The sequence below is a fragment of the Mycobacterium sp. OTB74 genome, assembly GCF_029892685.1.
Lineage (GTDB): Bacteria > Actinomycetota > Actinomycetes > Mycobacteriales > Mycobacteriaceae > Mycobacterium.
In genome coordinates, this window is the sequence record NZ_JARXVD010000016.1 from 1 (window position 1) to 20129 (window position 20129).

Annotated in this window: 16 protein-coding genes; 3 read left to right on the forward strand and 13 right to left on the reverse strand. The window is 61.6% G+C overall.

The window, feature by feature from the left end:
- Window positions 1-954: 954 nt before the first annotated feature.
- Entirely contained in the window at window positions 955-1656 is a 702-nt protein-coding gene (locus tag M2432_RS19905) for a hypothetical protein (RefSeq protein ID WP_280828561.1), read from the forward strand.
- On the opposite strand, the gene M2432_RS19910 is transcribed toward M2432_RS19905, so the two are convergent.
- The 13 genes from M2432_RS19910 to M2432_RS19970 form a co-directional block, all read right to left on the reverse strand.
- Window positions 1653-5144 carry a serine/threonine-protein kinase gene (locus tag M2432_RS19910; RefSeq protein ID WP_280828562.1) on the reverse strand — a complete coding sequence of 1164 codons (3492 nt, stop codon included), beginning with the start codon at window positions 5142-5144 and terminating at the stop codon, window positions 1653-1655. The genes M2432_RS19905 and M2432_RS19910 overlap by 4 nt on opposite strands.
- Before the next feature lie 72 nt (window positions 5145-5216).
- On the reverse strand, window positions 5217-5882 hold the full coding sequence (locus M2432_RS19915) for a CAP domain-containing protein (RefSeq protein WP_280828563.1): 666 nt from the start codon (window positions 5880-5882) through the stop codon (window positions 5217-5219).
- A 16-nt stretch (window positions 5883-5898) separates the two neighbouring features.
- Entirely contained in the window at window positions 5899-6264 is a 366-nt protein-coding gene (locus M2432_RS19920) for a DUF732 domain-containing protein (protein ID WP_280828683.1), read from the reverse strand.
- Window positions 6265-6274: 10 nt separating this feature from the next.
- Window positions 6275-6892 (reverse strand): hypothetical protein, encoded by a 618-nt coding sequence (locus M2432_RS19925; protein ID WP_280828564.1) that lies wholly within the window; start codon window positions 6890-6892, stop codon window positions 6275-6277.
- Window positions 6889-7503 (reverse strand): mammalian cell entry protein, encoded by a 615-nt coding sequence (locus tag M2432_RS19930; protein WP_280828565.1) that lies wholly within the window; start codon window positions 7501-7503, stop codon window positions 6889-6891. The genes M2432_RS19925 and M2432_RS19930 overlap by 4 nt, the downstream gene beginning before the upstream one ends.
- Before the next feature lie 30 nt (window positions 7504-7533).
- Complete coding sequence (locus M2432_RS19935) at window positions 7534-8985, reverse strand: MlaD family protein (protein ID WP_280828566.1); 1452 nt, start codon at window positions 8983-8985, stop codon at window positions 7534-7536.
- Window positions 8986-10083, reverse strand: a complete 1098-nt coding sequence (locus tag M2432_RS19940) for a virulence factor Mce family protein (protein WP_280828684.1) — start codon at window positions 10081-10083, stop codon at window positions 8986-8988.
- Between the two features lie 59 nt (window positions 10084-10142).
- The gene (locus M2432_RS19945) at window positions 10143-11498 is read right to left on the reverse strand and encodes a virulence factor Mce family protein (RefSeq protein ID WP_280828685.1); all 1356 of its coding nucleotides are present in this window, start codon (window positions 11496-11498) and stop codon (window positions 10143-10145) included.
- A complete protein-coding gene (locus M2432_RS19950; RefSeq protein WP_280828567.1) occupies window positions 11495-12835 on the reverse strand; it encodes an MCE family protein in 1341 nt (446 codons plus the stop codon). Before M2432_RS19950 ends, M2432_RS19945 begins: the two co-directional genes overlap by 4 nt.
- Complete coding sequence (locus M2432_RS19955) at window positions 12832-13857, reverse strand: virulence factor Mce family protein (protein WP_280828568.1); 1026 nt, start codon at window positions 13855-13857, stop codon at window positions 12832-12834. Before M2432_RS19955 ends, M2432_RS19950 begins: the two co-directional genes overlap by 4 nt.
- A gap of 33 nt (window positions 13858-13890) precedes the next feature.
- Complete coding sequence (locus M2432_RS19960; protein WP_280828569.1) at window positions 13891-15309, reverse strand: MCE family protein; 1419 nt, start codon at window positions 15307-15309, stop codon at window positions 13891-13893.
- Window positions 15310-15313: 4 nt separating this feature from the next.
- Window positions 15314-16168 (reverse strand): ABC transporter permease, encoded by an 855-nt coding sequence (locus M2432_RS19965; protein ID WP_280828570.1) that lies wholly within the window; start codon window positions 16166-16168, stop codon window positions 15314-15316.
- Between the two features lie 9 nt (window positions 16169-16177).
- The gene (locus tag M2432_RS19970; protein ID WP_280828571.1) at window positions 16178-16945 is read right to left on the reverse strand and encodes an ABC transporter permease; all 768 of its coding nucleotides are present in this window, start codon (window positions 16943-16945) and stop codon (window positions 16178-16180) included.
- A 747-nt stretch (window positions 16946-17692) separates the two neighbouring features.
- Here M2432_RS19970 and M2432_RS19975 point away from each other — a divergent pair.
- Window positions 17693-19225, forward strand: coding sequence for a long-chain-fatty-acid--CoA ligase (locus M2432_RS19975; protein ID WP_280828572.1), 1533 nt, complete (start codon window positions 17693-17695; stop codon window positions 19223-19225).
- Between the two features lie 12 nt (window positions 19226-19237).
- Window positions 19238-20119 (forward strand): SDR family oxidoreductase, encoded by an 882-nt coding sequence (locus tag M2432_RS19980; RefSeq protein WP_280828573.1) that lies wholly within the window; start codon window positions 19238-19240, stop codon window positions 20117-20119.
- The last annotated feature ends 10 nt before the right edge of the window (window positions 20120-20129 follow it).

A 20129-nucleotide genomic window follows, 5' to 3' on the forward strand; every position in this document is an offset into this window, starting at 1 on the left:
ACAATCCCCGCCCCTACGTGTGGACCAAAACCGCCAACCAAATCCTCGAATCCATCGCCAACTATTGCAGACGAATTAACGACTCAGGACACTAGCTAGCCGTCGCCATGTGCCCGCGCGTCGTAGTGCAAAGCCCCCATGTGGGCACCAACGCATACCCATTCGGGGGACGCCATTCGGTCCGCGCATCGCTACCCTTGCTGCAACCGTAAGACCTCATGGTGTGGCAATACCGGGCGCGACCAAGCAGTAACCAAACCACAGCGGAGGCGGACGCGCGGGCTGCAATCCGTGTTGATCGCTTGGCCATTCGCCGGCCGGAAGGATGTCGCAGTGCCCAGGGGCTATCCCAAAGAGTTTCGCGAAGACGTCATGCGTGCCGCGCGCGAGCGCGGACCGGACGTGCGGATCGAGCACGTCGCCCGGAACTTCGGGATCCATCACACGACACTCACTTCGTGGCTTCGGGCTGCCGAAGTCGATGACGGTCCCCCAATCCCGTCACCTGATGTACTGCGCGAGAACCGAGACCTGAAGCGACATCTCCGGCTGCTAGAGCAAGAGAACGAGGCCCTGCGCCGGCTCGCGACCTACTTGGCACAGTTCTCATGCCGCGAAATGGCTCTACCGCCTGGTCAAAGAGTCAGCGGCTGCCTGTGCCCCAGCGGCGGTGCCGATGACGGTCTGGCGCTAGGCACTCAAGTGCCACCAATAGCCTTACTACGCCTGGCTGGCCTGGCCGGTTTCCGCGGCTGAGTGGGACGGCACAAGCCTCACAACCGCAGACCCATCGGCCCGCAATGGCACGAACCCAACACCGACGACTTGCGCCGGCATCATCGGCGCAGAACCCCATCGGGAGACACCTTCGTACTCGCCAGGGTGACGCCATTTGGCCAGTGCGCCAATACCGTTGGTACGAATCTTCACCACGAGGCTCTCGGAGGGTTTGGCATGGAAGACTCGGGCCGACCAAGCTCACTGAAGTTCGGGCTTTGGTGCAACTGGATCTTCGTCGCACTCACCGCCGTCGGCTGGTTGGGCATCGCACATTTCTGGGCACCTGCACGGGCAGACTTTAGCCTCCAAGAAACCAAGATCTGGTTCACCGAGACACATCACTGGGGCGTGATCGTCGGCTGCAGTCTCTTCTACATCGCCGCCGGAATACTCACTCCTGGTTCCATCGCGATGGGCCTCATGCTCGCCAAGATCGAGGGCCGTCGGCCGCTGTGGTCACTCACCATGGCGGTGTGCGCTGCCTTCATCTCGTTGATCGTCTTTTTCAATGCGTGCGCGTGGATTGTGTCCGCTTACCGAAAAGACAGCGATGCCAGCGTCTTACAGGGCTTTAGCGACTGGGCCTGGTTCGCTTTCCTGCTCGGCTGGATTTACCTCGCTATCGAGATGTTTGCCACCGCCGCGGTGGAACTGATGGACGACCGGCCCGAGCCGATGGTTCCCCGCTGGTTCAGCTGGCTCACCATCGCTGGGGCCTTCACCGTATTCTTTGCCGCAGGCCCAGCCTTCTTCAAAAGCGGTCCGTTCGCCTACCACGGCCTGCTGGCCTTCTACCTACCGGTCGCTGTCTGGGGCGGCTACATCTCCCTGACGACATGGTTCATGCTGAAGGAACTCAAGCGTGCACCGTTCTAGAGCGGCCCAGTCCCCTCAAGTTTCAGTACGAAATCCCGGACACTTGCCGTAGCCGTAGCATCGCCAATGTCGCCGTGGCCGGTTACGGCGTCGTGCGCCAAGCGGAGCATTACTGCGCTCTCGTCTATCAGCAATCTACTAAGTCCCAGTGCCGCACAGGTTTTCAGTGTCGGCGCAAGGATTCGGTGCGCTTGATCAGCGTTGCCGGCGACCCCAAGACACAGCGCGTACTGGAGGGTGGCCTGAAGGTGCGCACGGGGACGGTTGGCCTGGTTGATGTGTTCAACGCGCGCAAGTGCGCGTGCGCAGGCACTGCTGATTTCCTCGGGCTGTCCGCTGTTGATAAGAAGCCTGATTTGGGCGTCCTCTCTGAATTCAGCTGTGGCATCACCGATTCCACGGAGCGGTTGGGCACCGAACGACATGACTCGCGTCACGAGCAACGGGTCGACCGTTGGTGCAGAAATAGTCGCCAACCGGACCTGTTCATACATCAGACAAGCCTCGAGCCGAGGCAACTGCAACGCTCTGGCGATCTCGAGACCCTCGGCTAAGCGACTGTCCGCAGCTAATTTGTCGCCGCGGGCATATTTCAATCGGGCCCCAGTTCCGAATGCCGCAAGCATGAAGTCGACGATTCCGCCTTCGGCACCGAGTTCATACGCGGCGTCGAGCAAAGGCTCTGCTTCATCGAGTTGGCCGTGCTCGTAGAGAAGCTCCCCCATCAACGATCCGGCAAGCTTGGCGCCATAGGTCGGCCGCCCTGACGGCAATAGCGCGATTCGCCGTGCGTGTCGCAGACTTGCTTCGGCGCCCGCGATATCGAGTTGTTCGTTCGCGGCGATCGCCGCGAAGCAATATCCGTAGCTGACCGTCAGGGTCCCAGGGGTTTTCGGGTGATATCGCCGCCCCCACCTGTGCCAGCGCAGTGCGGCGTCGAAGTCCAACACGCGAAGCGAAGCAAACGAGGCGAGGTCGGCTGCGCGGCACAGAATGAAGGGGCGAAGCGAGTCCGCCCTGTCGACACATCCTTGGACTGCAGCATCGGTCGACGCATCGACCTCGTCTCGAAGCGCAGACATCACGCTGCGAATAAGGTCTATTTCGGCCTGCAAGTCGGCGGCCTCACCTGATGGCACAGTGTCGAGGCCGAGCTCGGCCACATCGAGCGCATCCGCTACCGCCGTTGGGCGGTGCAGGATCGCGTTTGCCCATGCGACATCCACCTGCAGCCTCGGGCGCGCATCGGCTAAGTGAGTCGGGAGTTTCGCCGCGAGCCCGATCAGCATGCTCAGCTGGGACTGTTCAAACAGATCGGTGGCTGCTTGCTGGACAACATCGACCGCCTCCCTTGTGTCACCGGCACGGAGCAGGTGATCGACAGCCTGGCTGAGCATCTGCTGCTCCGAGAACCACCGCGCAGCGGTTCGGTGCAAATCCGGTACGCGATCCGCCGCATCACGCTCAAGTCGATGCAGAAGGTACTCGGCGAAGAGGTGGTGGTACTGAAACCATGACCCATCGGCATCAGTCCGCCATAGAAACAGGTCGCGCTTTTCGATGTCCTCCAAGACAATTCGGCTACGCGCATTTCCGGTGAGCGCAGTCGCCAAGCCGCTACTGATCTGAGTGGTGATGCATGTCGCGAGCAAGAAATCGAGCAGATCCGATTCGAGGCTGTCGAGAACGTTCGATGCCAAATAGTCGCCTATGGCTTCATCTCGTCCCGACAGCCGCGCGATGAGTGCGCCGGGGTCGCTGTGATCACGGAGCGACAACGACACGAGTTGTAACGCCGCGGCCCATCCATCGGTGCAGTCATCCAGTTCGGCAACGTTGGCCGTGGTGAGGTCGAGACCGCACTGATCAACGAGCAGCGCTCTGGATTCGGCGACATCAAATTTGAGCAGCGACGCATCGATTTCGACGAGCTCGCCCTGAACTCGCAACGTACTGAGCGGAAGTCCGGTGTGGGTACGACTGGCGACAACCACATGCAGGTGGTGACAACAGTTCTCGAGGAGATAGGCCAGTGCGTTCCTGGTTTCAGGATTGTCGACGCGATGCCAGTCATCGATCACCAACACCAAGGTCTGCTTGTCTTCGTGCAACGTGTCGATTAGGGCGTTGAAGACATAAAGCTGTGCATCTTCCAGATGCCCCTCGAATTCTTGCTGCAGGGCATCAGCCAGGTCCGGCATGGCGAGCCGAATCGCACCGATCAGGTGGGAAACAAACCAGACTGAGTTGTTGTCGTCTCTGTCAATCGCCAGCCAAGCGCCCTTGAGGTCCTGCCGAACCAGCGTTTCGCCCCACTGCGCGGCCAGAGTGCTCTTTCCGTAGCCGGCGGGCGCATGGATGAGGACCAGCTTAGGTCTTCGCCCGGAGCCGAGACGCTCGAGAAGTCGCCGCCTCGGCACCGTCGGACGATTGAATGTCGGCGGCCGATTCCGCGCGGGCGGCGTCGACGGGTAATTCGACCGCCGCTTCTCGCTCGGCTCGGTCGGCCGCGAGCCGAGCGCCCCGGAGTGGTCTGCACCAAGGCTCGCGGACAATCCTTCGGATTCTTGCTCGGGCTGCGGCAATTCCAGCGGAACTTCGCCAATTTTGAGGTCGATCTGCGCGCCCGCCGCGCGCAGAACGTCCCCGTACTCGCGGACCGAGCTGGGGCGAAGTGAGGGATCAGCATTCAACCCGAGTTCGATAGCCGAGCACACGGCGTCGTCGATCCCTTTCGGACGGAGGTCAGGGATCGGGCCGGCCAGCACGCGACGGGCGAATGCAATGGGGTTTTCGCCTCGCTCATATTGAAATGGCGGATGGCTGCACAGCAGCGTGAACAACGTCGCCGCGAGGCTGTAGATATCGGCTGTCGCTGACGGAGCACTTCCCTCGAACAGCTCTGGCGCTGTGTAAGACGGCGACCCAACGACGATATTGGCAGCGGTTTCTCTGCCGCCCGCGATGCGTGCGATGCCGAAGTCACATAGCTGCGGTTCGCCGTACGCCGACAGCAAGATGTTGGAGGGCTTGACATCTCGGTGGAGAACACCAGCGCGATGGGCGGTTTCGAGAGCTCCGGCCAACCGCACCCCGACCGCCAGCGCCTCGCTTACGGCAAGGGGGCCGTGACCTTTGATCCAGGCGTCGAGTGTGTTGCGGCTCAGGTACGGCATGACGATGAATGGCCGCCCAGTGAAGGTCAGACCACTGTGCAGCACAGGGACGATATTCGGGTGGCCGGAGACCCGGCCCATGGCCCGCTGCTCGCATTCGAAACGTTCGACGTCGACATCGTCCTGATCAGAATTGAGCACCTTGATTGCGACGAAGCGGTCCAGTGACGGCTCCCGGCACCGATAGACAACGCCGAATCCACCCCGGCCGATCGCCTCAGCATCGTGGTAGCCCTCCGCTTCGAGTTCGGCGACGATGCCGGTGGCGAGGCTGTGTTGAGTGACGTCAGGATTGGACACGTTCAGTCGCATTCGTTGCCGGCTACCAAAGGTATTCCGACTGGCCTGACAGCCATTGTCCCTGATCGCCGCGAATCTGCAGCCCTATTGAGGCGGATATGCAGGCGGCGGGTACACGCCGCGCAAGATCCACGGGAACCAGTTGATACCTGTCTCGAGTTCGTCGCTGCCGTCATAGTCCGGGTCCGGATCCAACGGCACGTTGGGCTGCAGCACTACCGGAGATGGCAATCCCACGTTGGCGGCCAACGGGGTCTGGTCATCGGGTTTCTCGGGCTGTCCATACACCGCGACAACCACGGTTCGATCAAGACTGTTCTCGGACCACACTCCGATTTGAGTGTTCGCGCAGTTGGCCATGATCCCGTGGGCGACCGGGTCGTTGTACCACCGGTTGATCAAATCGACGCCGCTGATCGCTATCGCCGGATTGATCGCAATGGTTTCGGCAACCACGCCGCGGTAGCCGGCGGCCTGAGCCCGGCCCGCCGGATTTGACCCGTCCGAACCCACGTCACCATCGAGGTCGCGGTTGTTGAGCACGTCTCTGGCGTGCCATTCGGCGGCTTGCTGCAGTTGCAGGTTGATTTTCACGTCATTGGTGCATCCCGCTTGATGCTGAACGGTGAACACATTGGCGACCACGCTGTTGTTAAGCCGTGAATTGTCCGCGTGTGCCATCGGCGCGGCCGCGACTGCGCCCACGGTCAAAGCAGCTGCAGCGGGCGCGACGAGCGAGCGGTAGCGCATGTCCGTCTCCTTTCTGTCAGGGTGCAACGCCCGGTGGCGACTGGTAGTGAACGGCCGAATTCCGCAATTGCCAGATCTGTGCCGGACAGAGTTCGTTGGTGGCCTGTGAAATCAGATAAGAGGCCTGGTAATCGTCGGACGTACTGAAGTCGGCCCGCACATCGCCCATGATCTGCGCGAAGGTGTGGCCTTGCTGCAGCTTGTCGCAGATACCGTTTCCGTACGCCAAGGCGGCGTCGGCGTTGGGAAAGTTATAGCCGGGCCGCACTTGGACGTTGAAGAGATAGGCCACCACGTCAGCGCGAGCGAATGGCGCGGCCACCGTCACACCGAGTAGGGCGGCGCACAATACGGATGCACTGCCCACGGACCGTCTGAGCATCATGGCCTGCTCACTCCGGATCGAATCCGGAGACAAGCCACCGACCGTTGATCTTGTCCAGCGTGACGCGCACGCTGGACGCTGTATTGGTGGGCGCGTCCTTGCCGATGAGAACCGTCTGGTTCACAAACAGCAGGACGACGGCGTGGTCGGCGGTGGCCGACGCCGATGCCGCTGCTGGGACTGTGGCAACCGCGGAAATCTCTTTCTGCTTCGCTCCTGGGATCACTACGTCGTGAGTGAGCTTTGTGTAGGAATCCAGGAATGTCCCAGTCAGCCGGGTCTGTGCCGCCTCGAGGTCCTGCTGTACCGTGTCGTGCCGATAGGACAGCAAGGCGATCGTGCTGTCAGTGGCGGCGCGCACTGAATCCGCACGTGCGGTAGTCGCATCGCGCGCCGAGGCGTCTTGAAATTTCATGAAACCTGCGGCCGCTGCCAGCAGCATCACCAAAACCGGCAGTACCCCAAGCACAATCACCTTGGACCAACGGGTGCCGTGCCCGGTGCTCACCGGTTGGTCATCGTGACCGGATTCATCGATTTCTTGGGATTCACCCTCCGCCTCGATGTCGTCGATGTTCACTTCCTGTGCCTCCTCGTCGGGCTGGACCTTCAGCGGCGACCTCATGGGACGAACTCGACGTTCGAGACTTTGATCTGATCGCCCACCTTCTGAACGGCGATTCGCATCCGCCAAGATCGCGGATCCTGTTTGGGTGCACCGGCATTCGACGTCTGCACACCGACAGCCACCAACACCTGCGCCGTGTCACCGTCCTGCGATTCGATGCCCGCTTCGCTGACGGTGCCGACCGAGGACGATTTCGCTTGCTTGACCACGTCGATGAAGGGCTTCGACCGTGCGGCGAAATCGTCACGGAACTGTCCGGTGGCCCCGTCCAGAATGCGCTGCACATCGGCGTCTGCCTTCTGCCAGTCGATCGTCGTCAGGTTCAATGCACCCTGCCTCGCTGCGGCGAGAAATTGGGTCCGCTGGACCTGGACCTGACTCGACTGATGGGCGCGATATCCGAACCACCCGATCAGGGCGGCCAGTACGACGGCAGCGGCCAGGCAGACGAGCGCCGCGGTCCTCAGGACACTCCTGGGCTTCTTGGCCTTCGTGACCGACTGCTCGGGTTCATCGTCCGACTCGGGCGAGTCAGCTTCCGGCACGCACTCGACGACATCGTCGTCGATAGCAACATCCGGCTCAGCTTCTTTTTGTTCCACTTGCATGTCGCCTCCTTTCGAGATTGGTCACGGTTGCTAATTTGCGGGCGGCACGAGCATCGATTGCCATGTCTTGTCTTTCGGCGCGCTGTGGGACAGGTCGGACTGCCTGTATTGGCGGCCGTCCGATCCCATGTACGTACCGGTTGCCGGGTCGTATTCGGCTGCGGCGATGGCCGTCGGCTCCGGGGCGGGCGCGGCCTGCGGCGGTGATCCCGGCGGCAGTTGCGGAATGTCCTGACCGGTCCACGTCGCGTTCGGGTCGCCCTTCCAGTTATTGCCATCGTTGAGCGGCACGTACTGCTCGTCGCTCTCACATAGCTTCACGGTGGGGGCGCGTTTGCCGGGTCGTGTTTCGCACGGGATGTTCTTCGCGCCGCGTACGTTGAACTGCCCATCCTGCGGAGTCCGGCAGTAGACATCACCGGTTGGTCGTTCCGGGTAGTCCTCGAAGCTGGGCACTCGCATCTGTTGAGCCGGCAGAAACCCGGTGGTGCAGGGAGGCGGCAGATTGATGTTGAGGTTGAAGCTGAGGTAAGCACCCCGGTAGGCCTGCTTGGTGTTCATGTTCGCCAAGATGGAGCCTTGACTGAACTCAGTCATTCGGGGCAGCAGCACCAAGAGCTGTTCGACGTCGTTCTGGTAGGTGAGCGCTACTCGTCCGACGCTGACCAGATTCGCCAGCACAATTGGGAGGGTCGGCTGCAGCCGCTCGATCAGTTGGCGGACCTCGCCCAGCGCGGGGGCGCCCTTTTCGAGGACGCCAGCCACGGCCTGGTCATGATTCTTTAGTTCGCTGGTGACCGTGGCCAGGTGGGCAGCCCATCCCTGGATCTCTGCTGACGTGTCGACCTGCGAATTGAGCACCGGCTGCGATTTGTCGATGAGTGTGATGAGGGGATCGAGGTTCTTATGGGCATCGATTGCGAGGTCCGATCCCCCTTTGATGATGCGGGACAGTTCCGGACCCAACCCACCCACAGCGGTGTACGACTCGTCGATGACGGTCTTGAGGTTGTCGTGCGGTAATGCCTTCAGGCCGGTGTTCACCTGGTCCAGCACCGCGTTGATGTCCTGGGGCGCCGAGGTGGCAGATTGAGGAATAACGTCGCCGTCCTTTAGTGGCGCCGATGAACTGTTGCGGGGTATCAACTCGACGTACTGCTCGCCGATCGCCGTTTGACTACGGACGTTGGCTTTCAGATCTGACGGGATACGGAAGTCAGATTTCAGGGATAACACGGCTTCCACACCGGTATTGGTGAGGTGTACCGATTTGATCAGCCCAACTTCAGTACCGCGATACGTCACATTGCCGCGTGCGTAGAGCCCGCTGGCTTCCGGTAATTCCATCTTCACCGTGTACGTGCCGACACCGAACAGCCAGGAAGGCAGCTTGAGGTAATTGACCGACATCAGTGTCAATGCCACAAGCGCTATGGCCAGAAAGATGGCCAGCTGAATCTTCGTTCGTCTATGTAGGTGCATTTACGGCCCCTGATCCCAGCGATACGGAATGGTAAGAGGATTACCCGGGTTGTTTGGGCCGCCCGCAGTGCAAGGGCTCGGGAACTGGCCGATGGTGCGCCCCCACTGCAACTCCAACTCGGTTAGGTTGCACTCCCACCGGGTGCCGGTGAAAATTGCCGAGTCGATACGGCTGAGAGTCAAGTCGATGATCGCCGTCAAGTTGGCCTGGTCACCGCGTTGCCATTTTTCAATCGTCTCGTTCGGAAATGGTGCGGTGAGAATGAGGCTGAGCGATCGGGTCAGGGCCGGGCCCGCGTTCGCGAGCGATTCGAGCACGGGGCCCAATTGCTGCAATTCCTTGACCAGGTTGTCCTTGGATTGGTTGACGGTGTCGACAGTCAGCGCACTGAATTTACCGAGCTGATCGGCCGCCTGGACGAGGGTTTCGCGCTCACTGTTCAGTACGGCCAGCGCATCGGGAATCGTCTTGATCGCCTTATCGAGAACGGGACGGTTGGCCGCGAGTCGTCCGACCAGTTTGTTCAGGCTCTCGGATGCCGCGATGATGTCGTCTTTCTGGTCATTGACGTAGCCGACGAACTTGTCCAGCTGCTGGACCAAGCTGCGCAGATCACTCTCACGACCGTGGAACGCAGTACTGAGTGCCTCGGTGATGTCCTGGAGTTGGCCCACTCCGCCGCCGTTGAGCACCATCGACACCGCAGCCAGCGTCTGTTCGACCGTCGGGAAAGCCCCACCCTGGGACAGCGGAATCAGCGACCCCTCGTGCAGCTTGCCCTGGGGTCTGCCGTCGGGCGGTGGCCCCAACTCGACGTGCAGAGAACCCAGCAAGCTGGTCTGGCCGAGCCTGATCGTCGCGTTGGCCGGTACGTCGACATCGCCATTCATTTTCATGGTCAGCAACGCGTGCCAGCCCTGGCGTTCGATCTTGGTTACTGTTCCGACCGTCACGTCGGCCACTCGCACCCGTGCGTTCTGCTGCAGGTTGCTCACGTCAGGCATCTGCGCCTGGATCGTGAAGGATCCCGGACCGCCGCCCTGCGTGCCAGGTAGTTCAAGGGTGTTGAGGCCCTTCCACTGGGAACAGCCGGACATCGCCGCCACCAATCCGATCAGCAACGCACAGGCGCCGACTCGGCGCCACCAGTTGGACCTCATGAGCCACCTCCCAGGTGGGGCACCATCAGACCGGGCAGACCGGCACCGGCATCGGTAGGCACGGCCTCTCCGGAAGACGCGTCGACTGGCTGCGGCGGACCCGCGGGTACTGCCGCCGGCGCGTCGCCGGCTGCCTGCTGCATCTGCGCCGCGTCAGGTGCTTTCGGGGCCGGCGGAACATAGTCGGGCCTCATCGAGTCCTCGCTGTAGGAGACCTCGTTGGGCCTGGCTGTCGCGCCTACGAAGGGATTTACCCCCAGCGGCGGGAAGTTGTACTGACGGTTCTTCACGATCGGCGCCAGGTACTGCACGCACAGCTTCGCTGCTTGCTCGCTGTTCAGTCGGGACGCGGCCTGGATGGCACCGCAGAGGAATCCGACAGGGTTGGCGAAGTTGTTGACCGCCAGTGCCCCGGTCAGCGAACCGTTGGCAGGTTCATAGATGTTGTCGAAGTTGGCAACGGCGGTTGGGGCAACGTGAAGCACCTGCTTGATGTCGTCCAGGCTGGCGACGAGGGCATTGGTCACCGACGACAACTTGTCGGATGCGGTGCCGACCGCGTCGCGGTTGTCGGCGACAAACTGTTTTACGTCGCCGACAACCCCATTGAGGTCCTCTACGGCCTGACCGAGTTTGTTCGGGTTGTCGGCAAGCACCCCTGACACCTCGGCGAGGTTCGCGTTGAGCTGTTCGAGGAGGTCAGCGCTGTCGTGCAACGCCGACACCAGAACCGACAGGTTTTTGAACGTGGAGAAAAGGTCGTTGCTGTGATCCCCCAGCGCCGACACCGCTTGAGACAGCTTGATCACCGTGTCGCGGATACTTGCACCCTGTCCGCGCAGGTTATCGGCAGCGGTGTTGATGAATGAACCCAGCGTGCTGGTGCCGCCCGGCTGGTCTGGTTTGAGAAGCGCGGCCACCCGCTCGAGTTGTGCGCGGATCTGGTCCCATTCCACTGGGACTGCCGTGCGTTCCCGCGGGATGACGGCGCCGTCCTGCATCGTCGGCCCACCGGTATACGGCGGTATCAGCTGAATGACCCGGCCGGTCACCAACTGCGGCGAGAGAATCGCGGCCTTGGCCTCGGCGGGAACTTTGTATTTGCTGTCGAAATAGAACGTGACTTTCGCCCGCTCCGGTTGCGGTTCGATCGACACGATCTTGCCCACCGGCACGCCCTGGATCACAACATCGTCGCCGCTGAACACCCCGTTGGTGTTGTCGAAGTATGCGACGACGGTCGATCGGGCCATCCGGTCGGCCAACTGCACTGCCACGAACGATGCGGCGATCAGTACCAGCACCAGACCCGTCGCGATCCGGCCACGCGCGTTTCGCAACTTGTTCATCAGCGCTGACCTCCGTCCGGTGCCGATGGTGGGACTTCACCTGGTGCGGTCACGTAGACCGGCGAAGGCGTTGGTTGAGGAACGGACCCCAGCCCGGGCGGAGCCGGTGCCGGCGGCCCTGGCGGCGGACCACCGGGTGGCGGCGCGGGCGGCTCTTGGCGATAGGGATAACGGCCTGGGAACTGGGCCGGCAAACCCGGATCCTGGTTACCAGTGATGGCATCGGGCAGCGTCTGGCGCGGCTCGCCGCCCTGGCCCGTCCGCGGGTAGGGCACTGGTAGCGGCGGCGTACCCCGCTGACCGGTCGGCGGGTCGGTCAGCTGCGATGGCAGCAACGTCGATTGATCGAGCCCCAGGTCCGAGAAGGCGGCGTCGACGAATGGCTGCACGAACTGACCAGGCAGGAGGTTGGACACATAGGCCTTGAAGAACGGGCCTGAACCGACCGACTCACCAAGACTCAAGGCGTACGTGCTGAGCCCTTTTATGGATTGCTGAACACGTTCCCGGCGGTTGTCGACTATCGCCAGTACCCCGTTGAGCTTGTCCAGCGCCGGCCGAAGCTGTGTGCGGTTCTCGGCGATGAAGGCCTTCAATTGGTGGGAAACCGCCGAGATATTGCCCCAGATCTGATCCAGCGCAGCACTTTGCGTCCGCAACTCGGCCAGCAAGGAATTGGTGTCCTTCAACAGGCTGACCACCTGGTCACTACGTTTGGCAAGTACCCCGGTCGCCTTGGCCGCATCTTGGAGCAAAGTGCGCAGGTGCGCGTCACGCTCGTTGAGTGTTTGCGAGATGCGGCCTACACCGCTGACAGCATCCCTTAGCTGCGGCGCGGTGTTGGCGAACGTCTGCGACAGAGTCGCCAGCGAGTCCGACAGCTGATCGGTGTTCATCCCGCTGATGGTCGTCGTTAAATCGCCCAGAGCATCGGGCAACTGGTACGGCGATACCGTCCTCTCCAAGGGAATCGGGCCCCTGAGGTCGCCTTCGCCGCGGGAGTTGACTTCGAGAATCTTGGAGCCCAGCAGACTCTTCGTCTTGATGGCGGCCTCGGTCCGCTCACCCAGGTGCACGTTCTTCGTCAGGTTGAATTTGACGAGCACGCGCGGGCCGTCGAGTTCGACGCTGGAGACCTTGCCCGCTGGGAACCCTGAAATGTCGACCGCCGCGCCCGAGTGCAGCCCTCCCGCCTCGGCGAAATAGGCCGAATAGGCATTGGTCTGATTGAGAAATGGGAGCTTCTGGAAATTGAGAGCGGCGAGCACAATAGCGAGTGTCCCGAGTAGTCCGATGGCTCCGATGGGTACCGGGTTACGTTCGGAGAATGTTTTGTTCATTTCGGCGCGCACCGTCCCGTGGTCTGGCTGGCCACCTTGACATAGACCGGCTGACCGCCCTTTCCATTCAGCTTGAGCACGGCGTCACAGAGGTAGAAACTGAAGTAGTCTCCATAAAGGGCCTGTCGGTTCAGCGCACGGTATTTATCGGGCAGCGTGTTGAGGAAATTATCGAAGTAGTCGTGATCGGCGACGACAATGCCGGCAGCGCGGTCCGTCTCGTGCACCACTTTTGCGAACGGTTCCCTGGCCTGCGACAATAAGTCTGCTATCGAGCCGGTCGCGGCATTTGTATATGCCACCGCCTTGGAAATATCCGCCTTGCGTTCGGCCAACCGGTGCGTCAGCTCTGACAGCGTCATCACCGCTTTGTCCAATTTATCGGTCTGGCCGCCCAGCGACCCCAGCACCACATTCAAATTGTCGACGACTTCCCCGATCAGTTGATCGCGGTCGGCCAAGGTATTCGTTAAGACAGCCGTCGAATCCAAGAACGACCCGATCGTGGGGCCCTGCCCCTGGAACGCCGCCAACAGCTGGCCACTCAAATTGTTGACCTGCTCAGGGCTCAATGCGCGAAGCAACGGTCGGAAGCCACCGATCACGGCGTCGAGATCCAGCGCCGGCGCGGTGCGGTCCATCGGAATGGTTCCACCGGGATTGAGTTTGGCTGTGCTGCCGGCGCCCTCTTCCAAGGCGAGATAACGGTCGCCAAACAGGTTGTCGTAGCGGATCACCGCCCGGCTCCCCTCAGTGAGTTGCACTGAGTTCTCGGCGGTGAATTCGACGCGTACGGACGAATCACGGTTGACGGTGATGTCCTGAACCTCACCAACCTCGACGCCTGCAATGCGTACAAAGCTGCCTTTGCGCATGTTCGACACGTTGCTGAACTGCGCGTAATAGGTGTGCCCCTCGGAAAACCGGAATTTCCCGAAAACCGTTATCAGCGCGAAGGCGCCCAAGATGCACACAGTGAGGAAGACAGCCAGACGGATGGCCGTGCCTCGCAACTTAACCATCGCCTGCCTCCTGGTTCTGTCGATCGTTTGCGGTCACGGGGATGGCGCTCCGGCTTCTGCCGGCAACGGCGCACCGGGTTGATCTGGGGCCGGCTGAGGTTGCTGGGCATCAGCAGGGTTGGGCGGTGCCGGCGGGACACCTGACCACAGCGGCACCCCACCGGGCGCGTATAGCGGCGCTCCGTATGGCGGCGCACCCGCGTAGGGAACCGGCCCGACCGCGGGTCCGGGGATGCATTGGCGAATCTTCGGCGCCTCCGGCACTGCGCGGGTCTGCGGGAAGTAGTCGGCGTAGCACGGGTGCCCAATCCCCGGGTTCGGCCGCCAATCGGTGCCGGTCCCAAAACCCGTGTCAGTGATGAGCTGGCGGATCGGGAAGTTCTTGCTGGCATCCGGCAGCGAGCCACACCCTGGCTTTCCACCAGGTCCGCCCTTTGCCGCGACGATCGGCAGGTTATCGGGATATTGGTACCCGTCCTTGCCCGGAAGCAGGCTGACGTCAAAGATCAGTGATCGCCCGTCGCCGCCGCCGTACACGTAGTACCCGCCGTTATCGAGGGCCCACTTGGCGCCCTGCAGCCAGCAGGTGTACTCGGGGTTGTACTTGAGCAGCAGGTTGGTTGTGGGCGCTAGGGTGTTGACCGCCGATACCAGCTTGTCCTTGCTGGTGGCCAGCAGATCGGTCCCCGCGGTCGACATTCCCACGACATTGAGCAGCAGCTTGTCCAGCGCAGCGGAATGGTCAACGACAGTCTTGCTGGTGGTGCTGGCCGCATTGAGGATCGTCACCAAGTCATTGGCGGCGCTGGCAAAGGTGTCATTGAATCGTTTGAACGACCGCCAGTCCTCGCGGATGGTGTCACTGCGGGCATTGAGGGCCAGCAACACCTGATTGAGGTCGGTGGTGGCTTGGCCGATGCGTTCACCCTGCCCGCGCACTCCCTCCGCCACCGCGGCGAGTACCGAGTTCAGCTTCGCCGGGTCGACCATATTGAGCAGGTCGACGACGTTCTCGAACACGGTGTTCACTTCGGATGTGACGTTCGTGGAATGCAGCACCGCGCCGGCCGCCAGTCGGGCCGAACTTGGATTGTCCGGGTACACCAGGTCTACGAACTTCGCGCCGAATATCGTCGTAACCCGGATCTGGGCGCCCACGTTGGCCGGAATGTATTTGGCCTGGTCGGGATATATTTCGAGGCGCAGGTTGGCGCTTTCCTTGTTTACATCGATCGCACCGACCCGGCCTACCTCGACGCCGCGCATCTTGACTTTGGCGTTCGTCTCGAGCACCAGGCCGGCTCGGTCTGAGGTCAGCGTCACCGGCAGGTAAGGCCTGAGCGTGCCCGCGAAGATGGTCGACGTCGCAGCTACGAATACCACTGCGACTGCCACCATGATGAATGCCCACCACCCCAGCGGGATGCGGTGCTCTCCAGGTCGTGACTCCATGGCGTCAACCCGCCAGGTTGAAGTTGCCGGACTGGCCGTAAATAGCCAGCGAAATGAACGCGATCTCGATCCCTGCAATCACCATCGACAGCCGTACCGCGCTCCCGACGGCCTCTCCGACGCCGGCGGGACCACCGGAGGCGTTGAAGCCGTAGTAGGTGTGGATCAGCATGATCACGACCGTCATTGCCACGCACTGGAAGAACGACCAGATCACATCGCTCGGGTTGAGGAACGTGCTGAAGTAGTGGTCGTACACGCCCGAGCCCTGCCCGTAGAGCAATGTGGTGCCACCGCGGGCCGCAAGGAATGCGCCCATGATTGCCACGCAGTACAGCGGGATCACCACGACTATCCCGGCGAACACGCGTGTGGAAGCCAAGTAGGTGACGGCGCGAATACCGATTACTTCGAGGGCGTCGATTTCCTCGTTGATTCGCATCGCCCCGATCTGCGCGGTCGCGGCGGCCCCGATGGTCGCAGCGAGCGCCACCGATGTCGTTCCCGGCACGATCAGTCGCACATTGAAGAACGCTGACGCGAACCCCGTTAGGGCCTCAAAACCTACCGATCCCAATTGGTTGTATCCCTGGACCGCAATCAGTGCACCGGTGGTCATCGTGAGGAACCCGACGATGACGACGGTTCCGCCCACCAGCGCCAGGGCACCGCTACCCAACCCGGTTATTGCGATCAGCCGCAGCAACTCGCCCCGGTAATTCTTGATGGCATCCGGAATCGAAAGCATGACCTGCGAATAGAACCGGCCCTCTTCTCCGATCTGCAGCCACTTCTTGACGAGGTTTTTTCTGCGGGCTTCGATTCTGGGAAAGCGTGTCTTCAGAACTTGCTGCGTCATTTGTTCACCTCACGACACCGTGAACTGGATGCCGACGGCTGTCACGATGACGTTGATCGCAAACAACACCATGAACGTGAATACCACCGTCTCGTTGACCGCATTGCCGACACCGGCCGGACCACCTTTTACCGAGATGCCCTTGTAGCAGGCGATCAAACCCGCAGCCAAGCCGAAAAGCGTTGCCTTCGTGAGCGAAACAATGACGTCACCGATACCGGTTAGCGTCGTCAGACCCGCTACGAAGGCGCCGGCCGCGACATGTTGGACGTACACGGTGAAGAGGAACGCGCCTGTAAGACCAATGACGATCACCGACGAAGCCAGCACCAGCGCCACCGTCGTCGCCGCCAGCACTCGGGGAACCACAAGCGCCTGGATAGGGTTCACTCCCATCACCCGCAGCGCGTCGAGCTCCTCCCGCATCGTCCGTGCCCCTAAGTCGGCGCACATCGCAGTGGCACCCGCACCGGACACCACCAACACTGTGACGATCGGACCGATCTGGTTCACCGTGCCAACCGCGGCACCAGTACCGGAAAAATCCGCTGCACCAAACTCAGTCAGCAAAACGTTGAAGGTGAACGTCAGCAACACCGAGTACGGCATCGTCAACAACAGCGCGGGCAGCACCGACACGCGTGCCACGAACCAGGTCTGGAGTACGTACTCCTTCCAGGCGAACGGCGGCCTGAACATCTGTATGAGCGTGTCCAGCGCCATGGCGAAGAAACTGCCCACCCCTCGGAGCGACTTCGTGAGCGCTAACGTCGCCATTATGTTCGCCCTCGATCTGGTCGAGGGTCGGGACTAAACCACTGTGGCAGGAGTGCACAGTGAAGCAGCAGCATGGGCCGAAACACTACGAGGCAAACAGCACGGGTGGCTGCTCCATCACGAGGGATTATCGGTGCCCCTTTGGAGTTACATCAGTTTCGTCACCGATGTCACCCGCCGATCGACGCAGAATACACCGACAATTAACAGCCACGCAAAGGGTTTCGCCGCTAATCAACCCCAGCCGGATCGACCAGCTGCCCCAAATGGAGTCCACGTTCGGCGTGTACCAAACTGATCTCGGCAGCCGGGTTGCCCGTGTAATGCTTTTCGCGGCAGTCGAAATCCGGGGGCCAATGAGGACGGCCAGCTGTGTGGCATATTTCCCCGCGAACGAAACCAGCGAGTTTTAGACCACTACCCGACAAAATTTGTCCGAGACCACGCCCCCGGACCGATGCCGGACCGGAAGGGACGATGAACCAGATGACAGGCGCCATGCGCGTCCAGCGAGGACATCGCACGCCTGTTGCTCCCGGTGGTTGAACCAGCGACCAGGACAAGTTGAGCGGGGCGATCCCTGCTCAGCTTCGAGTGTGTCGGAACGATTGGCGTGCAATGCCATTGAGCCGCAGGCCGGGCCAGAGCAGCCACCTGCGGGCCAAACCAACGACCGCACCTTGACCGGACCAGACAGTCGTATGTATGGTCTGACCATTACGACATTGGTTCACCGTTGGGAGTGCGATGACGATCCGTGCCGGCATCCGTTCCGTGCCCGACATTGCGCGACGGTGGTCGAGCGAGACACCCGATAAGGCCGCGTTGATCGACGGCGATCGCGTCGTCACCTACGCGCAGCTGGAGGAACGGTCGAACCGCATCGCCAACACACTCGTCACAGCGGGCGTCCCGCCCGGCTCCCATATCGGCTACTTGGGCAAGAACTCGGCGGCTTTCTTCGAGATCTGGATCGGTGCCAATAAGGCGAGATGTGCATTCGCGCCATTGAACTGGCGCAGCGCACCGCCTGAAATCGCTGAAGTCGTCGAAGACGCGAACGTTCCGGTGATCTTCGCCGGACGGGAATTCACTGAGCTCGCTGAGCGGGTCCGCCAGGCCACCGTGAGCAGGGTCCAAGTCGTGCCCGAAGACGACTTGGACGGGTGGCTTGCGAGTGGCGGCTGTGCGGACCCGGGCGTCGCGCTGACGGAGTCCGACACCAGCCTCCTCGGCTATACGTCTGGTACCACCGCCGCCCCCAAGGGCGTGCCAATCACTCACGGCGCCTTGATGAATTGGTTCCGCAGCGCGGCGACTGAGCCTTCGGTCAACTGGACGTCCGATGATGTCGGATTGATGGTCATGCCGAATTTTCACCTCGCCGGCACACTCGTTTCGCTGCCGGCTCTGTTTCACGGCGCCTCCCTCGCGATCCTGGACGCATTCGAACCAACCGCATTCACCCATGCAGTCGTGCGGCACCGCCCCACCGTGACGTGCCTGGTGCCCACCGCGTTACAGCTGCTGCTGGACCACAATTCAGAGTTATCCGCGGACTTCTCATCACTGCGGCGGATTCTGTACGCCGGCTCACCGATCGGACAGCACACCCTGCAGAAGGCCCTCGAAGTGTTCGGTTGCGATTTCGTCCAGTTCTATGGAACCACTGAGACTTTCATCATCACACTGCTGCGCCCAGAACAGCATCGCGTCGACAATCCGGACCTCTTGAAATCCTGCGGTCAGCCCATGCCCGGGGTCCAGCTACGCATCGCGGACCCGACTGGACGACAGCTCCCCACAGGCACGGCCGGCGAAGTCCTGGTGCGATCACCGTGGATGTTCAACGGTTACTGGAACAAATCGGAAGCGACCGCGACCGCCATCATCGACGGTTGGTATCACACCGGCGATGGTGGCATCCGCGACAAGGACGGCAACCTCTACCTCGTCGACCGCCTCAAGGACATGATCGTCAGTGGCGGCGAGAACATCTATTCAGCCGAGGTTGAACGCGCCTTGGCGGCGCACCCGTGCGTGCAGACGGTCGCGGTGGTGGGTGCCCCGGACGAAAAATGGGGAGAACGTGTCGTCGCCTTCGTCGTCGCGTACCCCGACAAGCCGGTCGAAATTCCCGATCTGGTGTCGCATTGTCGCGGACTCATCGCCGGATACAAGGTTCCTAAGGAGATTCACTTCAGGGAGTCGCTGCCGCAGACCGCTAGCGGAAAAGTGCAGAAAGCTGCTCTGCGGCAACAGCTTAAAGAGAAGTCGTAAGGAGAACGATCAGTGGGCTATGACTCAGTATTCAAGGACGGCCTGTTTGCGGGGCAAACAGTCGTCATCACCGGCGGCGGTAGTGGTATCGGGCGATGCACCGCCCACGAGCTCGCCGCGCTGGGCGCCACCGTCGCGATCGTCGGCCGCAATGTGGACAAACTCAACGCCGTGCAAGCCGAGATCCGCGACGACGGTGGCCAGGTCTCCATCCACACCGCCGACATCCGCGACGAGGTCGCCGTCGGCGAGGTTATCGAAGCGATCATCGCGGAGCACGGACGCATCGACGGGTTGTTCAACAATGCCGGCGGCCAATACCGGGCACCCCTGGAAACCATTAGTACCAAAGGCTTTGAGGCCGTGGTGCGCAACAATCTCACCGGTGGCTTCATTGTAATGCGCGAGGCCTACAACAGGTGGATGAAGGCGCATGGCGGCGCCATAGTGAACATGGTCGCCGACATCTGGAACGGCTGGCCGCACTTCGCGCACTCGGGCGCCGCGCGTGGCGGCATGCTGACCCTGAGTGAGTCCGCCGCGACCGAGTGGGCCGCTTCGGGAGTGCGGGTGAACACCATCGCTCCAGGTTCCATTGCATCGAGCGGGCTGGATACCTACGACCCCAAAGACGCGGACTTCCTGCGCAACGAGGTTGCCGGCGAAATCCCCTTGCAGCGCTTCGGGACTGAGGCCGAGGTTGCCGCCGCAGTCGTGTTCTTGCTGTCTCCCGCCGCCAGCTTTATCACCGGTACCTGTGTCCGCGTCGACGGCGGGGCACCGAACGCGAAACCGGGCTGGTGGAAATTGCAGCCCGCACAGCACAACACCCCCTTCGACGGGTTCCACCGTTCAGCGGTACCCGCCATCCTCGACACCAACCAGCAGAACTAGTTAGGACCGC